17 protein-coding genes and 2 tRNA genes are annotated in these 19,203 nt (G+C 62.2%); all 19 read left to right on the forward strand.

The window, feature by feature from the left end:
* Positions 1–2: 2 nt before the first annotated feature.
* The 19 genes from C3F12_11170 (at position 3) to C3F12_11260 (ending at position 19,200) form a co-directional block, all read left to right on the forward strand.
* Positions 3–2,399: a translation initiation factor IF-2 gene (locus C3F12_11170; GenBank protein PWB44260.1), complete on the forward strand. Its 2,397-nt coding sequence runs from the start codon at positions 3–5 to the stop codon at positions 2,397–2,399.
* A 48-nt stretch (positions 2,400–2,447) separates the two neighbouring features.
* The gene (locus tag C3F12_11175; protein PWB44261.1) at positions 2,448–2,735 is read left to right on the forward strand and encodes a DUF503 domain-containing protein; all 288 of its coding nucleotides are present in this window, start codon (positions 2,448–2,450) and stop codon (positions 2,733–2,735) included.
* Positions 2,736–2,758: 23 nt separating this feature from the next.
* Positions 2,759–3,181: a 30S ribosome-binding factor RbfA gene (locus tag C3F12_11180; protein ID PWB44262.1), complete on the forward strand. Its 423-nt coding sequence runs from the start codon at positions 2,759–2,761 to the stop codon at positions 3,179–3,181.
* Positions 3,182–3,183: 2 nt separating this feature from the next.
* The gene (locus C3F12_11185; GenBank protein PWB44263.1) at positions 3,184–4,056 is read left to right on the forward strand and encodes a PHP domain-containing protein; all 873 of its coding nucleotides are present in this window, start codon (positions 3,184–3,186) and stop codon (positions 4,054–4,056) included.
* A gap of 15 nt (positions 4,057–4,071) precedes the next feature.
* The gene (gene truB / locus C3F12_11190) at positions 4,072–5,013 is read left to right on the forward strand and encodes a tRNA pseudouridine(55) synthase TruB (GenBank protein PWB44329.1); all 942 of its coding nucleotides are present in this window, start codon (positions 4,072–4,074) and stop codon (positions 5,011–5,013) included.
* Complete coding sequence (locus C3F12_11195) at positions 5,010–6,020, forward strand: riboflavin biosynthesis protein RibF (protein PWB44264.1); 1,011 nt, start codon at positions 5,010–5,012, stop codon at positions 6,018–6,020. Before truB ends, C3F12_11195 begins: the two co-directional genes overlap by 4 nt.
* Positions 6,021–6,039: 19 nt before the next feature.
* Positions 6,040–6,309: a 30S ribosomal protein S15 gene (locus C3F12_11200; protein ID PWB44265.1), complete on the forward strand. Its 270-nt coding sequence runs from the start codon at positions 6,040–6,042 to the stop codon at positions 6,307–6,309.
* Positions 6,306–8,417 (forward strand): polyribonucleotide nucleotidyltransferase, encoded by a 2,112-nt coding sequence (pnp, locus tag C3F12_11205; protein ID PWB44266.1) that lies wholly within the window; start codon positions 6,306–6,308, stop codon positions 8,415–8,417. Before C3F12_11200 ends, pnp begins: the two co-directional genes overlap by 4 nt.
* A gap of 4 nt (positions 8,418–8,421) precedes the next feature.
* The gene (locus tag C3F12_11210) at positions 8,422–9,675 is read left to right on the forward strand and encodes a peptidase M16 (protein PWB44267.1); all 1,254 of its coding nucleotides are present in this window, start codon (positions 8,422–8,424) and stop codon (positions 9,673–9,675) included.
* An 86-nt stretch (positions 9,676–9,761) separates the two neighbouring features.
* The gene (locus C3F12_11215; GenBank protein PWB44268.1) at positions 9,762–11,054 is read left to right on the forward strand and encodes an adenylosuccinate lyase; all 1,293 of its coding nucleotides are present in this window, start codon (positions 9,762–9,764) and stop codon (positions 11,052–11,054) included.
* Between the two features lie 195 nt (positions 11,055–11,249).
* Positions 11,250–11,504, forward strand: coding sequence for a phosphoribosylformylglycinamidine synthase (locus tag C3F12_11220; GenBank protein PWB44269.1), 255 nt, complete (start codon positions 11,250–11,252; stop codon positions 11,502–11,504).
* On the forward strand, positions 11,501–12,196 hold the full coding sequence (locus tag C3F12_11225) for a phosphoribosylformylglycinamidine synthase I (protein PWB44270.1): 696 nt from the start codon (positions 11,501–11,503) through the stop codon (positions 12,194–12,196). The genes C3F12_11220 and C3F12_11225 overlap by 4 nt, the downstream gene beginning before the upstream one ends.
* A gap of 10 nt (positions 12,197–12,206) precedes the next feature.
* Positions 12,207–14,423, forward strand: a complete 2,217-nt coding sequence (locus C3F12_11230; protein ID PWB44271.1) for a phosphoribosylformylglycinamidine synthase subunit PurL — start codon at positions 12,207–12,209, stop codon at positions 14,421–14,423.
* A 16-nt stretch (positions 14,424–14,439) separates the two neighbouring features.
* A complete protein-coding gene (locus C3F12_11235) occupies positions 14,440–15,744 on the forward strand; it encodes a homoserine dehydrogenase (protein PWB44272.1) in 1,305 nt (434 codons plus the stop codon).
* 7 nt (positions 15,745–15,751) lie between these two features.
* Positions 15,752–16,816, forward strand: a complete 1,065-nt coding sequence (locus tag C3F12_11240; GenBank protein PWB44273.1) for a threonine synthase — start codon at positions 15,752–15,754, stop codon at positions 16,814–16,816.
* A gap of 62 nt (positions 16,817–16,878) precedes the next feature.
* Positions 16,879–16,953: transfer RNA gene (locus C3F12_11245), tRNA-Gly, on the forward strand.
* 131 nt (positions 16,954–17,084) lie between these two features.
* Positions 17,085–17,160 (forward strand) — tRNA-Cys (locus C3F12_11250).
* Positions 17,161–17,318: 158 nt separating this feature from the next.
* Positions 17,319–17,831 carry a cytochrome C gene (locus C3F12_11255; GenBank protein PWB44330.1) on the forward strand — a complete coding sequence of 171 codons (513 nt, stop codon included), beginning with the start codon at positions 17,319–17,321 and terminating at the stop codon, positions 17,829–17,831.
* Between the two features lie 217 nt (positions 17,832–18,048).
* Positions 18,049–19,200, forward strand: a complete 1,152-nt coding sequence (locus C3F12_11260) for an acyl-CoA dehydrogenase (protein PWB44331.1) — start codon at positions 18,049–18,051, stop codon at positions 19,198–19,200.
* The last annotated feature ends 3 nt before the right edge of the window (positions 19,201–19,203 follow it).

Below are 19,203 nucleotides of genomic sequence, written 5' to 3' on the forward strand. Positions count from 1 at the left end.
GAATGATAAGGGCGTACGATCTGGCGAAAGCGCTTGGGATATCAAGTAAAGAGCTGCTTGAGCGGCTTGAGCAGTCCGGCCTGCACCTCAAGAGTCACAGCAGTAACGTCGACGAGGATCAGGTGAGATCGCTCCTGGATGTTGCTGCGCGCGAGAAGAAAGGTCGGCCGAAGCCCAAATCACACGAGGTGCCCGCATCGACCCGCGTGACGCCGGTAGAACGTAAACGTCCCAGGACGGGAAAGGCTGAAGCGCCGGCGCCGGTTCCCGAGACACCAACGCCCAGACCCGCTCGACCCAAGTCCGTCGAAGCGAAGACGGTGTCCGAGGCCACGCCCCTGTCTGAACGAATCACACCGGCCGAACGAGCAAGCCCGGTTGGGCAGAAGGGGCCGCACCGACCGAAGGCCGAAGCTCCCCAGCAGCCGTCTCAGGCAACAGCCGTCATGAAGCCGCCGCCCTCGGTCCCGACAGAGCCTGTTCGCCAGGCTGCGGCTCCGGCCCCGCGCGTCAAGGAGGCGCCGTCCAGGGCCGCAGGTCCACCTGCGCCTGGTGCCGTACCCGGGCAGAGGGCGACCGTGATACCGGCGGCGCCGGAGCCGCAGGTACAGGCCGAGCAGGTTCAGCGCGAGTCCCCGGTCCCGACACGTCCGATCGTGAAGATGGCGGAGACCATCACCGTCAAGGAGCTGGCCGACGGCATCGCGATGAGCCCCAGCGAGATCATCAAGCAATTGATCAAGATGGGGATTATGACCACGATCAACCAGCCGCTGGACGTGGAGATCGTCAAGCGCGCCGCCGACCGGATCGGGTTCTCAGTAGAAGTCATGCCGCTGGAGGAGGCGGCAACCGGGGCGGAGGAGCGCGAGGACCCTTCGCTGCTGTTGCCCAGGTCGCCGGTGGTGACGATCATGGGCCATGTCGATCACGGCAAGACCTCGCTGCTGGATGCGATTCGGCAGACCAATGTCATCGCCTCGGAGGCCGGGGGGATTACTCAGCACATCGGCGCCTATCAGGTCGATCTGCCGGGCGGGAAGATCACGTTTCTGGATACGCCGGGCCACGAGGCGTTCACCGCCATGCGGGCGCGTGGAGCGCAGGCAACCGATATTGTCGTCCTGGTCGTCGCGGCGGATGATGGGGTCATGCCTCAGACGCTGGAGGCGATCAGCCACGCGAAGGATGCGGGCGTCCCGATCCTGGTCGCGGTCAACAAGATCGACAAGCCGGGGGCGGATCCGAACCGTGTCATGCAACAGTTGGCGGAACAGGGTCTGGTTCCGGAAGAGTGGGGAGGTCAGACAATCTTTGTGGAGGTCTCGGCCAAGAAAAAGATCGGCATCGACCACCTACTCGAGATGCTCTTGCTGTTGGCCGAGATTCAAGAGTTGAAGGCGAACCCGCACAAGGCGGCGAAAGGTGTCATCATCGAGGCCGAGCTGGATCGTGGTCGGGGTCCGGTGGCGACCGTGTTGGTGCAGCAGGGTACGCTGAAGGTGGGGGACGTCCTGGTCGCCGGACTGCACTCCGGTCGGGTACGGGCCATGAACAACGATAAGGGCAAGAGGGTCCAGACGGCCGGACCTGCGACCCCGGTTGAGGTACTGGGCCTTTCGGGCGTCCCCATGGCCGGTGATACGTTTGTTGTTGTGTCCGATGAACGAAAAGGGCGACAGATCGCCCTCAGCCGACAGCAGAAACATCGCGAGGAGACGATCCTTACGAAGCATCATGTGACCCTGGAGGATCTGCACCGTCGCATCCAGGAGGGCGAGGTTAAAGAGCTTCGGATGATCATCAAGGGGGACGTTCAGGGCTCCATCGGGCCGTTTCGTGAATCGTTGGGACGGATCGGCAGCGATGCGGTTCGATTGAAGGTCATCCATGCGTCGGTCGGCGCCATCACCGAGACCGATGTGATGCTGGCGTCGGCCTCGAATGCGATCATCGTCGGATTCCACGTGCGTCCGGAACCGAAGGCCCAGAAGCTGGCCGAACAGGAGGGCGTAGAGATCCGGCTGTATACCGTCATCTATAACGCGATCAACGAGATCCGGCAGGCGATGGAGGGTCTGCTGGAGCCGACGTATGTCGAGCGCCCCATCGGTCGTGTGGAGGTGCGTCAGGTCTTTGCGGTCCCGAAGGTAGGGACCATCGCCGGCTCGATGGTTGTGGAAGGGAAGGTCTGTCGGGACAGTCAGATTCGTCTTATCCGGGACGGCAAGGTCGTTCACAAGGGGCGGGTCGGATCGCTTCGTCGGTTCAAAGAGGATGTTCGTGAGGTGCAAAACGGATTTGAATGTGGCGTCGGTCTGGTGAACTTTAACGACGTCAAGGTTGGTGATGTCCTGGACGTGTTCGAACTGGAATCGATCGCTCAAAAACTGTCATAGTGTCCACACTCAACACTGACCACTGAACACTCAACACTGCTTTATCGTATGACCGTTGGAACGTGCCGCGTCGAGTTATATCTGGCCGGTAATAACTCCCTGAAGGGTAAGCGACGGGTTATCAAGAGCATGAAGGATCGTATCCGGGGCCGCTTCAACGTCTCGGTTGCCGAGGTCGATCGTCTCGACGAATGGCAACGCGCGACGCTGGGAATCGCCTGCATCAGCAATAGTTCCCGATTGGTGGACGAGACCCTGACCAAGGTAGTGAACCTTATCGAAACCGACGCCGAGGCCTTGATTCTCGATTATGAGATCGAGCTGATGGCCCAGTAACGGCAGTCTTAAGTGTTCAGTGTATGGTTGGGAGTCACTCAACACTGAACACTCAACACTCCCACGCTTCGGGGGGGACGGGGATGCAAGGTAGACGGGCCGATCGGGTCGGCGCATTGATACAGGAAGAGCTGAGCCGTCTGATCCTCCAGTCGGTGAAGGATCCGAGGGTTCGGTGTGTGACGGTCACCCGCGTCAGGGTAAGCGATGATCTGGAACACGCCCGGATCTATGTTGCCTCAATGGGTGGCGACGAGAACCGGCGCCGGGAGGCGCTGGTTGGTCTGAAGTGTGCGGCCGGCTTTCTCCGCGGAGAATTGGGACGCCGGTTGTGCCTGCGCTACATCCCGGAGTTACTCTTTTTCCTCGATGATTCGCTGGAGCAAGAGATGCATCTGGCCGAGCTGTTCCGGCAGATCGAGGCGACAGGGACAAAGGAGCCATAACCATGGCGAGCCGTGTCGATCTGCATCTGCATACTACGGCCTCTGATGGCGCGCTTCGGCCCAACGAGCTGGTGCGGGCCGCCGACTCCATCGGGATCCGCGTCATCGCGGTCACCGACCACGACAGTGTGAACGGAATCGCCGAGGCGCAAGAGGCTGCCTTAGACCTGGCCCTCGAGGTGATCCCGGGAATCGAGATCAGCGCAAGTCTGGACCGCGACGATATCCATGTCCTGGGTTATCTGCTGGATCCGAACGAGCCGTCCCTGCAGACGGCTCTCCGCCGGCTTCGCGAGGACCGACTTGCTCAGGCCCGCGCCATGGTCGAGCGACTGGGCGCGCTCGGCCATCCGCTTGAGTGGGATCGTGTGATGGCCATTGCCGACGGGGGATCGGTCGGACGGCCGCACATCGCGAAGGCCCTGGTAGAGCGCGGCGCCGTTGCCACCGTGGATGAGGCATTCTCGCAGTTTCTGCGGCGGGGGGGTCCGGGCTATGTCGAAGGCCCGACGATCCTCCCGCAAGAGGCAGTCGAGCTCATCAGGGGGGCTCACGGTCTACCCTCTCTGGCGCACCCGATCATTGTGGGGGCCAGCGACTACCATCCGGATCTCGAGCGATTGCTCCCGATATTGAAGGAGGCGGGCCTGGAGGGGATTGAGACCTACTATAAAGGGTATACCCCGGAGATCACCGCCTCCCTGCTCGCTATTGTCGACCAATATCGATTGATCCCCACTGGTGGGAGCGATTTCCACGGCGGTGGGGTTGTTGCCGACGCCGAGTTAGGCGGGGTTGAGGTACCCTGGGAGAGTGTCGAGCGTTTGCGGAGCAGAAGACAGGAATTGGATGCACGGCGGGTGACCGCCAACTAATTGCTGGGGCGTATGATGGAACTGAGCGGAGTCTTGAATATCAATAAGCCAAGTGGGATGACCTCCCATGACGTGGTGGACGTGGTGCGGCGTCTGCTGAAGATGCGCCGCGTCGGCCACACCGGTACGCTTGATCCGAGGGCGACCGGTGTGCTGCCGTTGTGTATCGGACGGGCCACTCGAATCGCGCAATTTCTCACCCAGGCGGATAAAGAGTATCTGATCACGATGCGGCTCGGTATCACGACGGACACCCTGGATGCGGACGGCAAGGTGCTGTCGACAACCGATCATGTCGATGTCGACCCTGCCCGACTGCGGGAGGTCTTGGACAGCTTTGTGGGAGAGATCCAGCAGGTGCCGCCCCTGTTCTCTGCGAAGAAGCATCACGGGGAGCGGCTCTATCGTCTGGCTCGCCGGGGTGAGACGGTTGAACGGCAGCCGATTGCGGTGCGGATCCATGAGCTGACATTGCTGGAGTGCGACGTGCCCTTCGTCCGGTTCCGCGTCAGTTGCTCGAAGGGGACGTACGCGCGCACCCTGTGTGATGACGTCGGTCGCATCCTGGGATGCGGGGCGCACCTGTATGCGTTGACCCGTGTCCGGTCCGGCCGCTTCCTGATTGACGAGGCGCTGACGCTGGAGCAGCTTGAGCAGGCCGTCGTAGAAGACCGTATTCGCGATGTGTTGATTCCAATCGGCGAGGCGTTGGGCCATCTCCCGATGGTCAGGATCCACCCCGAGTCCTCTCGATGCGTGGTCCAGGGGGTCGGAATGGCGGCCGGCGCGCTGTTAAGCTTTCCTGTCGAGGTGGAAAAGGGGGACCTTGTCCGGGTCCTGGGATACCGGCGCCAACTGTTGTCGCTGGCTGAGGCGACGGTGACCGGCCGGGAATTCCCCGCGGTCGATCCGCGCCGGATCGTATTGCGGCCGGTACGGGTCCTTGCCGGCCAATGATTGTTGTCGAGCGTATTGAGGATCTGGAGGGTGCGTATCCCTCGTCAGCGGTGGCGGTCGGGACATTCGACGGGGTGCATCTCGGACATCGCGAGATTTTGAGCCGCGTGGTGCGGCGTGCTCGTCGGGATGGGGAGACGGCGGTTGTTTTTACCTTCGTGCGACATCCGCTGGAGGTGGTCAATCCACTCAACACCCCGCCCCTTATTACGCCGCTCTCGATTAAACGCGACATCCTGGCGGCGATCGGCATCGATCTCACGATCGCCGTCGACTTTACCCCGTCCCTGGCCGCGACCTCTCCGCGCGATTTCGTCACGCGCTACCTGGTTGATCGACTCGGAGCGCGGTTTGTGTGTATCGGGTATGACTTCGCCTTCGGGCGGGCCCGGGCGGGATCGGTGGAACTGCTCAGGGCGCTCGGTGCGGAGCATGGGTTCGAACTTGAGGTGGTCCCCGCGATGACGGTTGACGGCCACGTGGTGAGTTCCACCTCCATCCGCCGTCTACTTGCACGGGGAGATCTGTACCGAGCGACGCGCCTGTTGGGGCGACCGTACGCGATTCGGGGGGTCGTTGAACGCGGCGCCAGACGGGGCAGGGCGCTGGGCTATCCGACGGCCAATCTCCCCGTCACGTCGGATGTCATGGTACCGGATGGCGTCTACGCCGGCCAGGCGTGGATCAAACAGGGGCTGCACAAGGCGCTGATCAACATCGGGCGGGCCCCAACCTTCGGCAATGAGGCGAGACGGGTGGAGGTCCACCTGCTGAAGGCCCAGGAAGAGGAATTGTACGGAGAGACGATGACACTCTTCTTCATTGAACGCCTGCGGGACGAGCGGCGTTTTGACGACCCGTCATTGCTCCAGACCCAGATCGACTGCGACAAGCGGGCGGCGGAGGCGGTATTGGCCGCTTTCCCGCGGTTTGCACCGGAAGAATGGGCTTTACTCCAGGGTGGGCCTGTGCTATCGTACTCGCGGTTTCAGGTATCTATTGAATAAGAAAGGAGGACACGGCTTCGTGGGCAAGGCGTCTACAAACAAGCACGAGATCATCGGACAGTATCGGCTGCATGAGACCGACTCCGGCTCGCCGGATGTACAGATTGCGCTCCTCACCGGACGGATCGGCTATCTGACCGAACATCTGAACAGCCACAAGAAGGATTTCCACTCCAGACGGGGGCTGCTCCGCCTCGTCGCACGGCGCCGGAAGCTCTTGGATTACCTCAAGAGCAAAGACACCAACAGATACAAGCAGATCATCGAAAGGTTGGGAATCCGTAAATGAGCTGTCGGGTTGAGCGGATCATCGAAGGTAAACCGTTACGTATCGAGACCGGGCGTGTGGCCAGGCAGGCCGATGGCGCCGTGTTGGTTCAGTATGGCGATACGGTTGTGCTGGTCACGGTCGTAGCATCAAAACAGGCGCGGCAGGGGATCGATTTCTTTCCACTCACCGTCGATTATCAGGAGCGGGCCTACGCAGCCGGAAAAATTCCGGGCGGTTTTTTCAAGCGTGAGGGTAAACCCCACGACAAGGAAACCCTGACCTCACGCCTGATCGATCGTCCACTCCGCCCCCTCTTCCCGGACGGCTATCGACAGGATGTGCAGATCATTGCGACGGTCCTGTCGGCCGACCAGCAGAACGATCCCGACGTCCTCGCGGTATTAGGCGCCTCCGCTGCGCTCAGCATCGCGCCGATCCCGTTTTTGGGTCCGATCGGGGCGGTCCGCGTGGGCCGGGTCGGGGGCAGATTGCTCCTGAACCCCACCTATGGCCAGATGCAGGAATCGGACATCGATATGGTGGTCGCGGGGACCAGGAATGCCGTAGTCATGCTGGAGGCCGGCGCCAACGAGGTCCCGGAGGACGCCATGGTTGAGGCGATCGAGTTCGGTCATAAGGGGATGCAGCCCTTGATCGACATGGTGCTGGAGCTGGCTCATGCGCTCCGGATCGAAAAGGCGCCCTTCCAGGTCGCGCCCCCGGATCCGGACCTGCGTGATCGTGTCAGCGCCATGGTCCGTCAGGGACTCCGGGCGTTGGCCGGCGTTGCCGAGAAGGAGGAGCACCGCAGCCGTCGGCAGCAGCTCTTTGATGAGGTGATGGCGGCGTTTGCCGACGAGCCGGACAACCGGAAGTCGACGGTCGGTGGACTGTTTGAGGCCATCGAGCATGAGGAGTTGCGTCGCATGATTCTGGAAGAGGGGCGGCGGGCAGACGGACGGTCGCTGGAGCAGGTCCGACCGATCACCGCCGAGGTCGGCGTCCTGCCCAGAACGCACGGGTCGGCCCTCTTTACCAGGGGTCAGACGCAGGCGCTTGTGACCACGACGCTCGGGACATCGGAGGACGAACAGCGTCTGGACGACCTTGAAGGAGAGGCCACCAAACGGTTTATGCTTCATTACAACTTTCCGCCGTTCAGTGTCGGCGAGGTCAGGTTCATGCGCGGTCCCGGACGGCGCGAGATCGGACACGGGGCATTGGCCGAGCGGGCGCTCCTCGCGGCACTGCCGCCGAAAGAGGAGTTCTCGTATACCCTTCGCATCGTGTCGGATATTCTCGAATCGAATGGATCGTCCTCGATGGCGACGGTGTGCGGGGCGAGCCTCAGCCTGATGGATGCAGGCGTGCCGATCCGATCGGCGGTGGCGGGGGTCGCGATGGGGCTTGTCGTCGAGGGCGAGCAGACCGCGATTCTTACCGATATCATCGGACTTGAGGACCACCTTGGCGATATGGATTTCAAGGTCGCCGGGACCCGCAAGGGGATTACGGCACTGCAACTGGACATCAAGACCCAGGGGATTGCGCCGAGCCTCATGCCGAAGGCGATGGGACAGGCCAGGCGCGCCCGTTTGCACATCCTGGACCAGATGGACCAAGCCATTGCCACACCGCGGTCGACTATCTCGGCCTATGCGCCGCGCATCATTACGTTGATGATCCCGGTCGATAAGATCCGCGATGTCATCGGTCCGGGCGGCAAGGTGATTCGAGGGATTGTGGCGGACTCCGGGGCCAAGATCGATGTGTCGGACGACGGGCGGGTCGAGATCGCCTCGGTCGACGGAGAGGCCGCGCAGAAGGCGTTGTCGATCATCAGCAAGATTGTCGAGGTTCCCGAGGTCGGGAAGGTCTATCAAGGGAAGGTCGTCAAGATCATGGACTTTGGCGCCTTCGTACAGATCTTGCCGGGAACCGATGGCCTGCTGCACATCTCACAGATTGCCGAGCACCGGGTCAAACGGGTCGAGGATGTCCTGGCGGAAGGGGATGAGGTCGCGGTCAAGGTGATCGATGTCGACAAGAACGGAAAGATCCGGTTGAGTCGGAAAGAGGTGTTGCAGGCGGAGGCGCAGGTCAAGACGGAGCAAAGGCCGTCGTAAGTGTATGGGCCGTCTCTCCTATAATCGTCAGGTGTTGCCGAACGGGATGGTCGTGCTCAGCGAGCGGATGCCCGCCGTCAAGTCGGCGACTATCGGCGTCTGGGTCCGGGTCGGGTCGCGGGATGAGGCGGCCGAGGCGGCCGGCATCTCGCATTTTATCGAGCACATGCTTTTCAAGGGGACCGGGCGGCGCAGCGCGCAGGAGATCGCCGCCGCCATCGACGCCGTCGGCGGCACGCTTGACGCCTTCACCAGCCGTGAGACCACCTGTTTCTATGCCAAGGTCCTCGGTGAGCACCTCCCTCTGGCGATCGATCTCCTGTCTGACACCTTTCTTCACTCCAATCTTGACCCCAAGGATATCGAGCGGGAGCGGGACGTCGTCCTCCAGGAGATCAAGATGGTGGAGGATACCCCAGACGACCTGGTCCACGACCTCTTTGCGGAGGCGATCTGGAGCGATCACCCGGTGGCCAGACCGATCCTTGGGCGGAAGGAGACCGTACGAGCGTTTACGCGGGACGATGTGCGCGGCCATATGGAGCGTTTCTACCGGCCTGACCGCACCATCGTTGTCGCAGCGGGCGATCTGGAGCATGAGCGGCTGGTCGACCTGGTGGTCGGGGCATTCAACGGGTTTGAAGGCCGATCGGTCCATACCGATCTGCCGCCGCCGAGCTGCACGGCGGCGGTCAGGGTGGAGGAGCGCGATACGGCCCAGCTTCACCTCTGTCTCGGGGTGGATGGCCTGCCGCACGCGCACCGGGATCGGTACGCGCTCTATTTGCTCAACGCCATGTTGGGCGGCAGCATGAGCTCCCGACTCTTTCAGGAGGTGCGGGAAAAGCGAGGGCTTGCGTATTCGATCTACTCCTACCAGGCATCCTATCGCGATTGTGGTCTGCTGGTCGTCTATGCCGGCACCGATCCGGATTCCTCCAGCCAGGTCGTCGACCTGATTCGGGCCGAGTGCGCCCGTTTACGCAACGAACCGATCGATCCGGTCGATCTCCAGCGGGCAAAGGATCAGTTGAAGGGGAATCTGCTGCTCGGTCTGGAGGGGACCGGCAGTCGGATGACGCGTCTGGCAAAGACCGAGATCTATTTCGAGGGTACCTATAGCCTGGATGATATCATCGCCGGGATCGATGCGGTGTCCATGGATCAGTTCGAGTCGCTGACGAGGCGGATCCTGCGTGACGAGGCGTTTGCTATCACGACCATCGGTCCTGTTGCTCAGGCGGCCCTCCTGTCATAAGAACAGGGTGTAGGGTTGAGGGTGTAGGGCGCAAAGGCTCAATATTCATCCAATCACTAACCGCTTATCACTAGCCACTGACTGTCATGATTCCCCGCTACGCACTGCCCCGGATGGTCTCTGTATGGGAACCGCAGAGCCGCTACGCCGCCTGGTTGCGGATCGAGCTGTTGGCGTGCGAGGCATGGGTCGAGCTGGGCGTCGTCCCGCGTGAGGCGCTCCACGTCATCCGGGAGCGGGCCGATTTCGACATCGATCGTATCCAGGAGATCGAACGGGAGGTTCGCCACGACGTTATCGCCTTTGTCTCGGCGGTGGCGGAACGGGTCGGCCCGGAGGCGCGTTACCTGCACTTCGGTCTGACCTCCTATGATGTGGTAGATACGGCCCTGGCGGTGCTGCTCCAGCAGGCCGCCGACATTCTGTTGGACGACCTGGGGGCGCTCTCCAGAACCGTCGCCGACCTCGCCCGACGCCATAAACGTACGATCATGATCGGGCGGACGCACGGCATCCATGCCGAGCCGACCACCTTCGGCCTGAAGCTGGCGCTCTGGTACTGCGAGGTGGAGCGGAATCTCGACCGTCTCCGACGGGCCAGGGAGAGTGTGGCCTACGGCAAGCTCTCCGGCGCCGTCGGGACCTTCGCCCACCTGCCGCTGTTTGTGGAGCAGTATGTCTGCTCGCGCCTCGGGCTCAAGCCGGCGCCGATCTCCAGCCAGATCATCTCCAGGGATCGGCACGCGGAATTCCTGCAGACGCTGGCGCTGATCGGAACCTCGCTCGACAAGTTTGCCGTCGAGATCCGTCATCTGCAGCGGACCGAGGTGCGCGAGGTGGAGGAGCCGTTTGTCGAGGGTCAGAAGGGTTCGTCGGCCATGCCGCACAAGCGAAATCCGGTTGCCTGTGAACAGGTGTCCGGGTTGGCGCGACTGCTGAGGAGCTACGCCCAGTCCGGCCTGGAGAATGTGCCGCTGTGGCACGAGCGCGACATCAGCCACTCCTCGGTAGAACGGGTGATCCTTCCCGATGCGACCATCCTGCTGGACTACCTGCTGGTCCGGTTCCGGGAGGTGCTTGAGGGTCTGCGGGTCTATCCGGATCGGATGCGACGCAACCTGGAGCTGACGGGAGGGCTGGTATTTTCTGAGGCGGTCTTGCTGGCGCTGATCGGGAAGGGGCTCACCCGGGAAGAGGGCTACCGGCTGGTGCAGCGACATGCCATGCAGGCGTGGGAGTCGGGGGAGGCGTTCAAGCCGCTCCTGTTGGCCGATCCGGAGATCGGTCGACACCTCTCTCCCGCCGAGGTTGAAAGTTGCTTTGATCTGGACTATCATCTGCGGCATCTGGACGATATCTTCGCCCGCGTCGGCCTGTAATGCAGTGAATCTAATACCGTATTCATTCTGGAGCCGTCATTCCCGCGAAAGCGGGAATCCAGAACTCCCGGTATTTCCTGGATTCCGGCTCGCGCCCGCGATGCGGGCTCGTCCGGAATGACGTCCGCAAAATAGGTAGCGAATTTCAGAAACAGGACACTAGCAACGTCAGACGCTCATACTCAACACGCCCAAATGTTAACCGCAAAGATCTACGTGACACTGAAGCCCGGCGTCCTCGACGCCCAGGGCGATACGGTCCGGTCGGCCCTGCAGACGCTCGGCTTTGAAGGGCTTACCGACGTACGGGTCGGTAAGTTTATGGTGTTGACGCTGAACGGCCTGACCACGGAGCAGGCGACGGCACAGGTCGACGAGATGTGCAGGCGGCTGCTGGCGAACCCGGTGATCGAAGACTATCGCTTCGAGCTGCAGGAGGCCGCGACATGAGGTTCGGCATTGTGGTCTTTCCGGGCTCCTGGAGCCATCAGGACTTCCACCACGTCATTGTCAATGTCCTGAAGGAGGAGGCCTGTTACCTCTGGCATAAAGAGGCCGACCTTCACGGTTCCGATTGCGTGATCCTGCCGGGAGGATTCGCCCACGGCGACTATCTGCGGTCAGGGGCCATAGCGAGGCTTTCCCCCGTTATGCGCGCGGTAGCGGCCTTTGCGGACGCAGGTGGCCCGGTCCTGGGGAGCTGCAATGGGTTTCAGGTCCTGACCGAGGCGGGATTACTTCCGGGCGCGCTCCTGCCGAACGACTGCCTGCACTACCGGTGCCGCTGGGTCCATCTGCGGGTAGAAAGCCGACAGACCTCCTTTACCGCCGCCATGCAGTCTGGACAGGTCGTACGGATGCCGATTTCACACGGCGACGGCCGGTACTACATCGACCGGATCGGGTGGCAACGGCTGATCGACGGCGACCAGATCATCTTTCGCTATTGTGATGCGAACGGATCGCTGATGCAGGATGCCAATCCCAACGGGTCGCTGGATCACATCGCCGGGATCTGCAACGAACGCCGCAATGTCCTTGGATTGATGCCGCATCCGGAGCGGGCCGCCGAGTCGATCCTGGGTTCGGAGGACGGCCGCCTGATGTTGACGTCGATCCTTGATCGCGTGGTCCACGCCTGAGGCCCCGACGATGACCGTCTCGGTGATGTCTGCAGATCTGATCGCGTCGCACGGCCTGACGGCCGATGAGTACGAGCGGATCGCCGCGATCATCGGTCGCGAGCCGAACCTGGTCGAACTGGGGATGTTCGGCGCGATGTGGTCGGAGCACTGCAGTTACAAGAGTTCGCGGGTCCATCTGGCTACGCTCCCGACGATAGGGCCGCGCATCCTGCAGGGGCCCGGTGAGAACGCAGGCGTCATTGACATCGGGGATGGGCTGGCGCTGGTCTTCAAGATGGAAAGTCATAATCACCCCTCGTTCATCGAGCCGTATCAGGGGGCGGCGACGGGCGTCGGCGGGATCATCCGGGATATCTTTACCATGGGCGCAAGGCCGATTGCGCTGTGCGATGCGCTCCGGTTCGGGCCGCTGACCGATCCGAAGAACCGCTACCTCTTCGGTCGTGTGGTGGCCGGGATCTCAGGGTACGGTAACGCCGTGGGCGTTCCGACCGTGGGCGGGGAGGCATACTTCGCTGAGCCGTACAGCGGTAACCCTCTGGTCAATGTCTTCTGCGTCGGAATCGCGCGGAAGGATCGGCTCTTTTTCGCCAAGGCGGGTGGGATCGGCAACCCCGTTATCTATGTCGGGGCCAGGACCGGGCGCGACGGCATCCATGGCGCCACGATGGCCTCCGGCGTCTTCGATGAGGAGGCCGAGACGAAACGGCCAACCGTCCAGGTCGGCGACCCATTTCGTGAAAAGCTGTTGATCGAGGCCTGCCTGGAGCTGATGGCGGGGGACGATCTGATTGCGGTTCAGGATATGGGGGCGGCGGGGCTGACCTGCGCGACCGCCGAGATGGCCGCGCGCGGCGGCACTGGGATCGAGATCGACCTCGCCCATGTCCCACGGCGAGAGCCGGGCATGACGGCGTACGAACTGATGCTCTCCGAGTCGCAGGAGCGGATGCTGGTTGTTGCGAAGGCGGGAAGCGAGGCGCGGGTGCGAGCGGTCTTTGACAAGTGGGATCTTGACGCGGCCGTCATCGGGCGGGTCACCGAAGGGGGGCTGTTGCGGGTCCTGGATCATGGCAGGCCGGTCGCGGAGATCCCGGCTGATGCCCTGGCATCGGAGGCGCCCGCCTATCGCCGGCCGAGCCGACGCCCTGTCGAAGCCGATGCCGGCCAACGGCTTGACCTGGATAGCCTGCCGTTGCCTGACGACTATGCGGCCATCCTGTTGGAGCTGTTGCGTTCGCCCAACCTCTGTTGCAAGGAACGAATCTGGGAGCGATACGACCACATGCTGTTTCTAGGCACAATCGTGGGACCGGGGTCGGACGCTGTGGTCCTGCGGCTTCCCGGAGGTCGGCGCGCCATTGCGCTCTCGGTCGACGGCAACGGCCGCTACTGTGCGATCGATCCGTATCGTGGGGCCATGATCGCCGTCGCTGAGGCGGCCAGAAACGTCGTCTGCTCGGGCGGAGAGCCGCTCGCGATCACTAACTGTCTGAACTTCGGCAACCCGGAGCGCCCGGAGATCATGTGGCAGTTCGTCGAGGCGGTCAGGGGGATCGGAGAGGCCTGCCGGGCCTTCCAGACCCCCGTGACCGGCGGCAACGTGAGTTTGTATAATGAGACGTCGGGACAATCGATCTTCCCGACCCCGATGATCGGGATGGTCGGCCTCCTGGACGATGTCGTCCACGCCATGGGCCAGTGGTTTACGCGCGAAGGGGATCTGGTGGCACTCCTGGGCGAGACGCGGGAAGAGCTGGGGGCCAGCGAGTACCTCGCGATCCGGTTCGGCCTGGTCCAGGGTGCGCCGCCGGCGTTGGACCTGGCCCGAGAGCGGGCCGTACAGGGCGCCTGTCTGGAGGCGATCCAGGCAGGGATCGTCAGTTCGGCGCATGACTGCTCGGACGGCGGACTGGCCGTCGCCCTGGCGGAGGCCTGCCTGGGACCGACGCCGATCGGGATCGATGTTCAACTGACGGATGCGATTCGGCCCGATGCGCTCCTTTTTGGAGAAACGCAATCCCGGATTCTCGTCTCCCTCAAGCCGTCGGATTGGTCGAGACTGGAAAAGATTGCCGCGGCGCACCAGGTCCCTGTGGCGCGCCTTGGAACGGTCGGAGGGACGCGGTTCAGGCTTCGCGGCCCGGCATGCGGGGTTGACCTGGCGCTGGATGGGATGCAGACCGCCTGGCGAGGCGGCCTGGCATCATCCCTTGGTGCGTAAAGCGGGAGAGACGGATATGAAACCGGTACAGATCGGGATCTTGGGGTTCGGGACCGTCGGATCCGGGGTCGTGAAGCTGATCCAGGAAAACAGCGCCCTTCTGCAGCAACGACTGGGTGGGCCGGTCGTCATTCGTCGGATCGCCGATACCGACATCCATCGACGGCGAAATGTTGAGGTCGATCCGGCCCTCCTGACTACCGATGCGATGGCCGTGCTGGAGGACCCCGCCATCGATATTATCGTCGAGCTGATCGGCGGGTGCGGCGTCGCGCTTCGGTTTTGCCGGGAGGCGCTCAACCGGAACAAGCACCTGGTCACCGCCAACAAGGCGCTCTTGTCCACGCACGGGCTTGAACTGTATCGGACCGCTGCGGCGCGTCGGGTCTCGATCGGATTTGAGGCCAGCGTCTGCGGCGGTATTCCGCTGATCCGGGCGATGAAGGAGGGGCTGGTGGCCGATCGGGTCCGCTCGATCAGCGGCATCGTCAACGGGACCTGCAATTATATCCTGACGACGATGACGGACAGTCGACGGCCGTTCGCCGAGGTACTGGCGGAGGCGCAGGCCCACGGCTACGCCGAGGCCGATCCGTCGTTGGATGTCGACGGGATCGACTCGGCCCACAAGCTGCAGATCCTGGCGACACTGGCGTTCGGATCGTATGTGCCGCTCGACCGGATCCACGTCGAGGGAATCAGGCGGATTGATGCCTCCGATATCGAATATGCGCGCGAGCTGGGGTACCGGATCAAGCTGCTGGCGATTGCCAAACAGCTTGATGGCGAGTTGGAGGTGAGGGTCCATCCGGCGCTCATTCCCGAGGATGATCTACTGGCCTCGGTCGGTGGTGTCCACAATGCCGTCTACGTGGTCGGCGACGCGGTCGGCTCGCTGATGTTCTACGGGCGCGGGGCGGGCCAGATGCCGACCGCTTCGGCCGTCGTCAGCGATATTGCCGAGATTGCCAGGGGCCTGCTGCACGATCCGACGGCAAGGGGTGTTCCGCTCCCGCCGATCTCGGAGGTGGAGGCGCAGATCAAGGAGATGTCGACGGTCCGCTCCTCTTACTATCTCAGGATCATGGCGATCGACAAGCCGGGCGTCCTGTCGAGGGTCACCGGGATCCTGGGCAGCAACAACATCAGCCTCGTCTCCGTCATCCAGAAAGGACGCCATGAACAGAGCGCCGTCCCGATCGTCATGTTGACCCACGAGGCGGTTGAGGGCGATATGCAGCGGTCGTTATGCGCGATCGACCAACTTGATGTGGTCAGCAAAGGGACCGTCTGTCTCAGGGTCGAGGGGGTTACCGATTGAGCCTGCCATGAAAACGATGAGATGGAAAGGGATTATCGAACAGTATCGGGAGTTTTTACCCGTCACCGATCGGACGCCGGTCGTGACGCTGGGCGAGGGGAATACACCGCTGATTCTGGCCGACCGGCTTCGGACCAGGATCGGGGTGGAGGCGAAGATCTATCTGAAGTACGAGGGACTCAATCCGACCGGCTCCTTTAAGGATCGGGGGATGACCCTCGCGATCACCAAGGCGGTGGAGGAGGGTGCGCGAGCGGTTATCTGCGCCTCAACCGGGAACACCTCGGCCTCAGCGGCCGCGTATGCGGCGCGAGCGGGACTGCGCGCCTTTGTTCTGATCCCGGAGGGGAAGATTGCGCTGGGGAAACTTGCGCAGGCGATGATCCACGGCGCGCAGGTGCTGCAGATTGAGGGAAACTTTGACCAGGCCCTGCAGATCGTCAGGCGGGTCGCCGCCGAGCAGCCCGTTGTGCTGGTCAACTCGGTGAACCCGTACCGGATCGAGGGACAGAAGAGCGGCGCCTATGAGGTCTGTGACCGGCTCGGACGAAGCCCGGACTATCACTTTATTCCGGTCGGTAACGCCGGCAATATCACCGCCTACTGGAAGGGGTACCAGGAATATCTGAAGGCCGGACTGACCACCTCGCTGCCGAAGATGATGGGGTGGCAGGCGGCGGGTGCGGCACCCATCGTCCTGGGGAGGGTGGTCGAACAGCCGGAGACGATCGCCACGGCGATCCGGATCGGTAACCCGGCAACGTGGAGCGGGGCCTTGGCCGCTGCGGGCGAGTCGGGCGGTGGGATTGATATGGTCTCCGACGACGAGATTACCGAGGCCTATCGTCTGTTGGCTTCGACGGAAGGGGTCTTCTGTGAGTTGGCCTCGGCCGCATCGGTGGCGGGGCTCATCAAATATTGCCGGTCGCATTGCCTTGCCAAGGATGCCGTGGTGGTCTGCGTGTTGACGGGGCACGGCCTGAAAGAGCCCGATGCGGCCATCCGTCTCTCGCAGCAGCCTGTGACGGTGAAGGCCGATCCTGAGGCCGTACTGAAACTCCTATCGGTCTAGGCCCCGCCTCGCGATTTTCGTTTGACAGCCGGGATGGCCGACGCTATAGTGCTGTGTTGAATGCGGGAATAGCTCAGCGGTAGAGCATCGCCTTGCCAAGGCGAGGGTCGCGGGTTCAAATCCCGTTTCCCGCTCCATCCTGTCGACTCAAGAACCGATATCGAACGGATAGATGAAGTAATCGGCATGTTGCCTATGGCCGTGCCCACCCAGCGTGTCGTATCCTACCGCCTGAACTGCTGGATCACGTCAGCATCACCTCCCGCATGGCGGCGTAGCCAAGTGGCTAAGGCAGAGGTCTGCAAAACCTTTATTCGGCGGTTCGAATCCGCCCGCCGCCTCCACACTTCTTTCGGTACATGTCAGGACATTATATATGGTTTCGAATACGGCAGGAGGAGGTGACGCTCCCGTCTGTCGATCTTTGTGGAGGAGCTCTATGGAAGAAGAAGAAAAGGCTATATCTCAAGAAGCGAAGCATACGTCCTGGGTGAAACGGGTCATGGCCTACATCGCCATCGGGGAGGCCGTAGTGGTGTTTGTCGGCATTCAGCTCATACCCTGGGGCCGACCCGTTCTTGACCTTCCGGTAAAAGCCGAGCCGAAATGGGACAGTCCCTCAACGAGACAGCTATTCTTCCGCGCGTGTGGCGATTGTCACAGCAACCAAACCGTCCTGCCGTGGTACGACCTCATCGCACCCATCACATGGATGATCAACCGCGACATCGAGAAGGGTCGCGCTGCCCTCAACGTGTCGGAATGGGGACGCGAAGAGAACGAAGCAGGCGAGGCTGTGGACACTATCAAAAACGGCTCTATGCCGCCTACGCTGTATACGCTCTTCCACCCGTCGGCGAAACTCTCCGCATCCGACAAGGAGACGTTGGTCCAAGGCCTGGTGACCACATTCGGCAGCGAGCCCAAGCGCGATCGGAAAAAAAAGAAGCCGTCGGACGCCATGCGATTCTTCCCCGCTCAAGAGGATAACTTCCACACCGATACGGACAGATAGGCGTCTTGACGAAAGACTCTCCTATGTCATCGCGAGACGAAGCCGAAGCAATCTCGCAGTCTTTCAAGACAATGACGGTGAGATTGCCGCGCTGCCTGTTGGCCGCTCGCAATGACGGAGCGGGAGGGGGGTGTGTTCAAGCCCACAGGCGTTGCAGCGCCAATTCCTGTATGGTGATTACTCCGGTGATCAACTCCGGACGCTGGATGGGCGAGCCATGGACTTTGAACTGAGCGAGGCGCAGCAGGCGATTCAGGCGATGGTGCGGGACTTTGCCGAGCGGGAGATCGCGCCGGTCGCCGCCGATCTCGACGAGCACGAGGCCTTTCCGACCGAGATCATCCGAAAGCTCTCGGGACTGGGGCTGATGGGTATCCTCCTGCCTAAAGAGTACGGCGGCGCGGGGATGGACTATATTAGCTATGCCCTGATCCTCGAGGAGCTTGCGCGCCACGACGCGTCAGTAGCCCTGACCGTAGAGTCACACAACTCCCTCTGCAGTAACCACATCTACCTCTTTGGCAGCGACACTCAGAAACGGGCCTATCTTCCCCAACTGGCCGGCGGGCAGGCCCTTGGCGCCTGGGCGCTGACAGAGCCAGGATCGGGAAGTGACGCGGCCGGTCTGCAGACGACGGCCGCGCGCGACGGTGACCAGTGGGTGCTGAACGGGACAAAGAACTTCATCACCCAGGGGAGTGTGGCGGGCGTCTATGTGATCATGGCCCTGACCGATCGGGCGAAGCGAGAGAAGGGGATCTCGGCCTTTATTGTTGAGCGAGGAACGCCCGGGTTGCGGGTCGGCCGGAAGGAGCACAAGATGGGATTTCGGGCCTCCGACACGGCCCAGGTCGTTCTGGAAGATCTGCGGATTCCGGATGCGAACCTGCTGGGCGAGTTGCACTACGGCTTTATCGATGCGCTCACGATCCTGGATGCGGGACGGATCGGGATGGCCGCCCTCAGTGTCGGGATCGCCCGCGGCTGTCTGGAAGAAGGACTGAAATACGCCAAGGCGCGACAGGCATTTGGCCGGCCGATTGCCAATTTCCAGGCGATCCAGTGGAAGCTGGCGGACATGGCCACCGAGATCGACGCGGCCAGACTTCTCGTCCTGCAGGCCGCCTACCTGAAAGACGTCGGTCAGCCGTTTACCAAGGAGGCATCATACGCCAAGCTCTTTGCCGCCGAGGTGGCCATGAAGGCCGCGACTGAGGCGGTACAGATCTACGGGGGGTACGGCTATATTAAGGAGTATCCGGTCGAGCGCTACTTCCGCGACGCCAAGTTCTGTGCCATCGGCGAAGGGACCTCTGAGATCCAGCGACTGATCATCGCCCGCGAACTGCTGGGCCGCTCGTATGTGTAGGGG

It is taken from the genome of Candidatus Methylomirabilota bacterium (assembly GCA_003104975.1).
Lineage (GTDB): Bacteria > Methylomirabilota > Methylomirabilia > Methylomirabilales > Methylomirabilaceae > Methylomirabilis.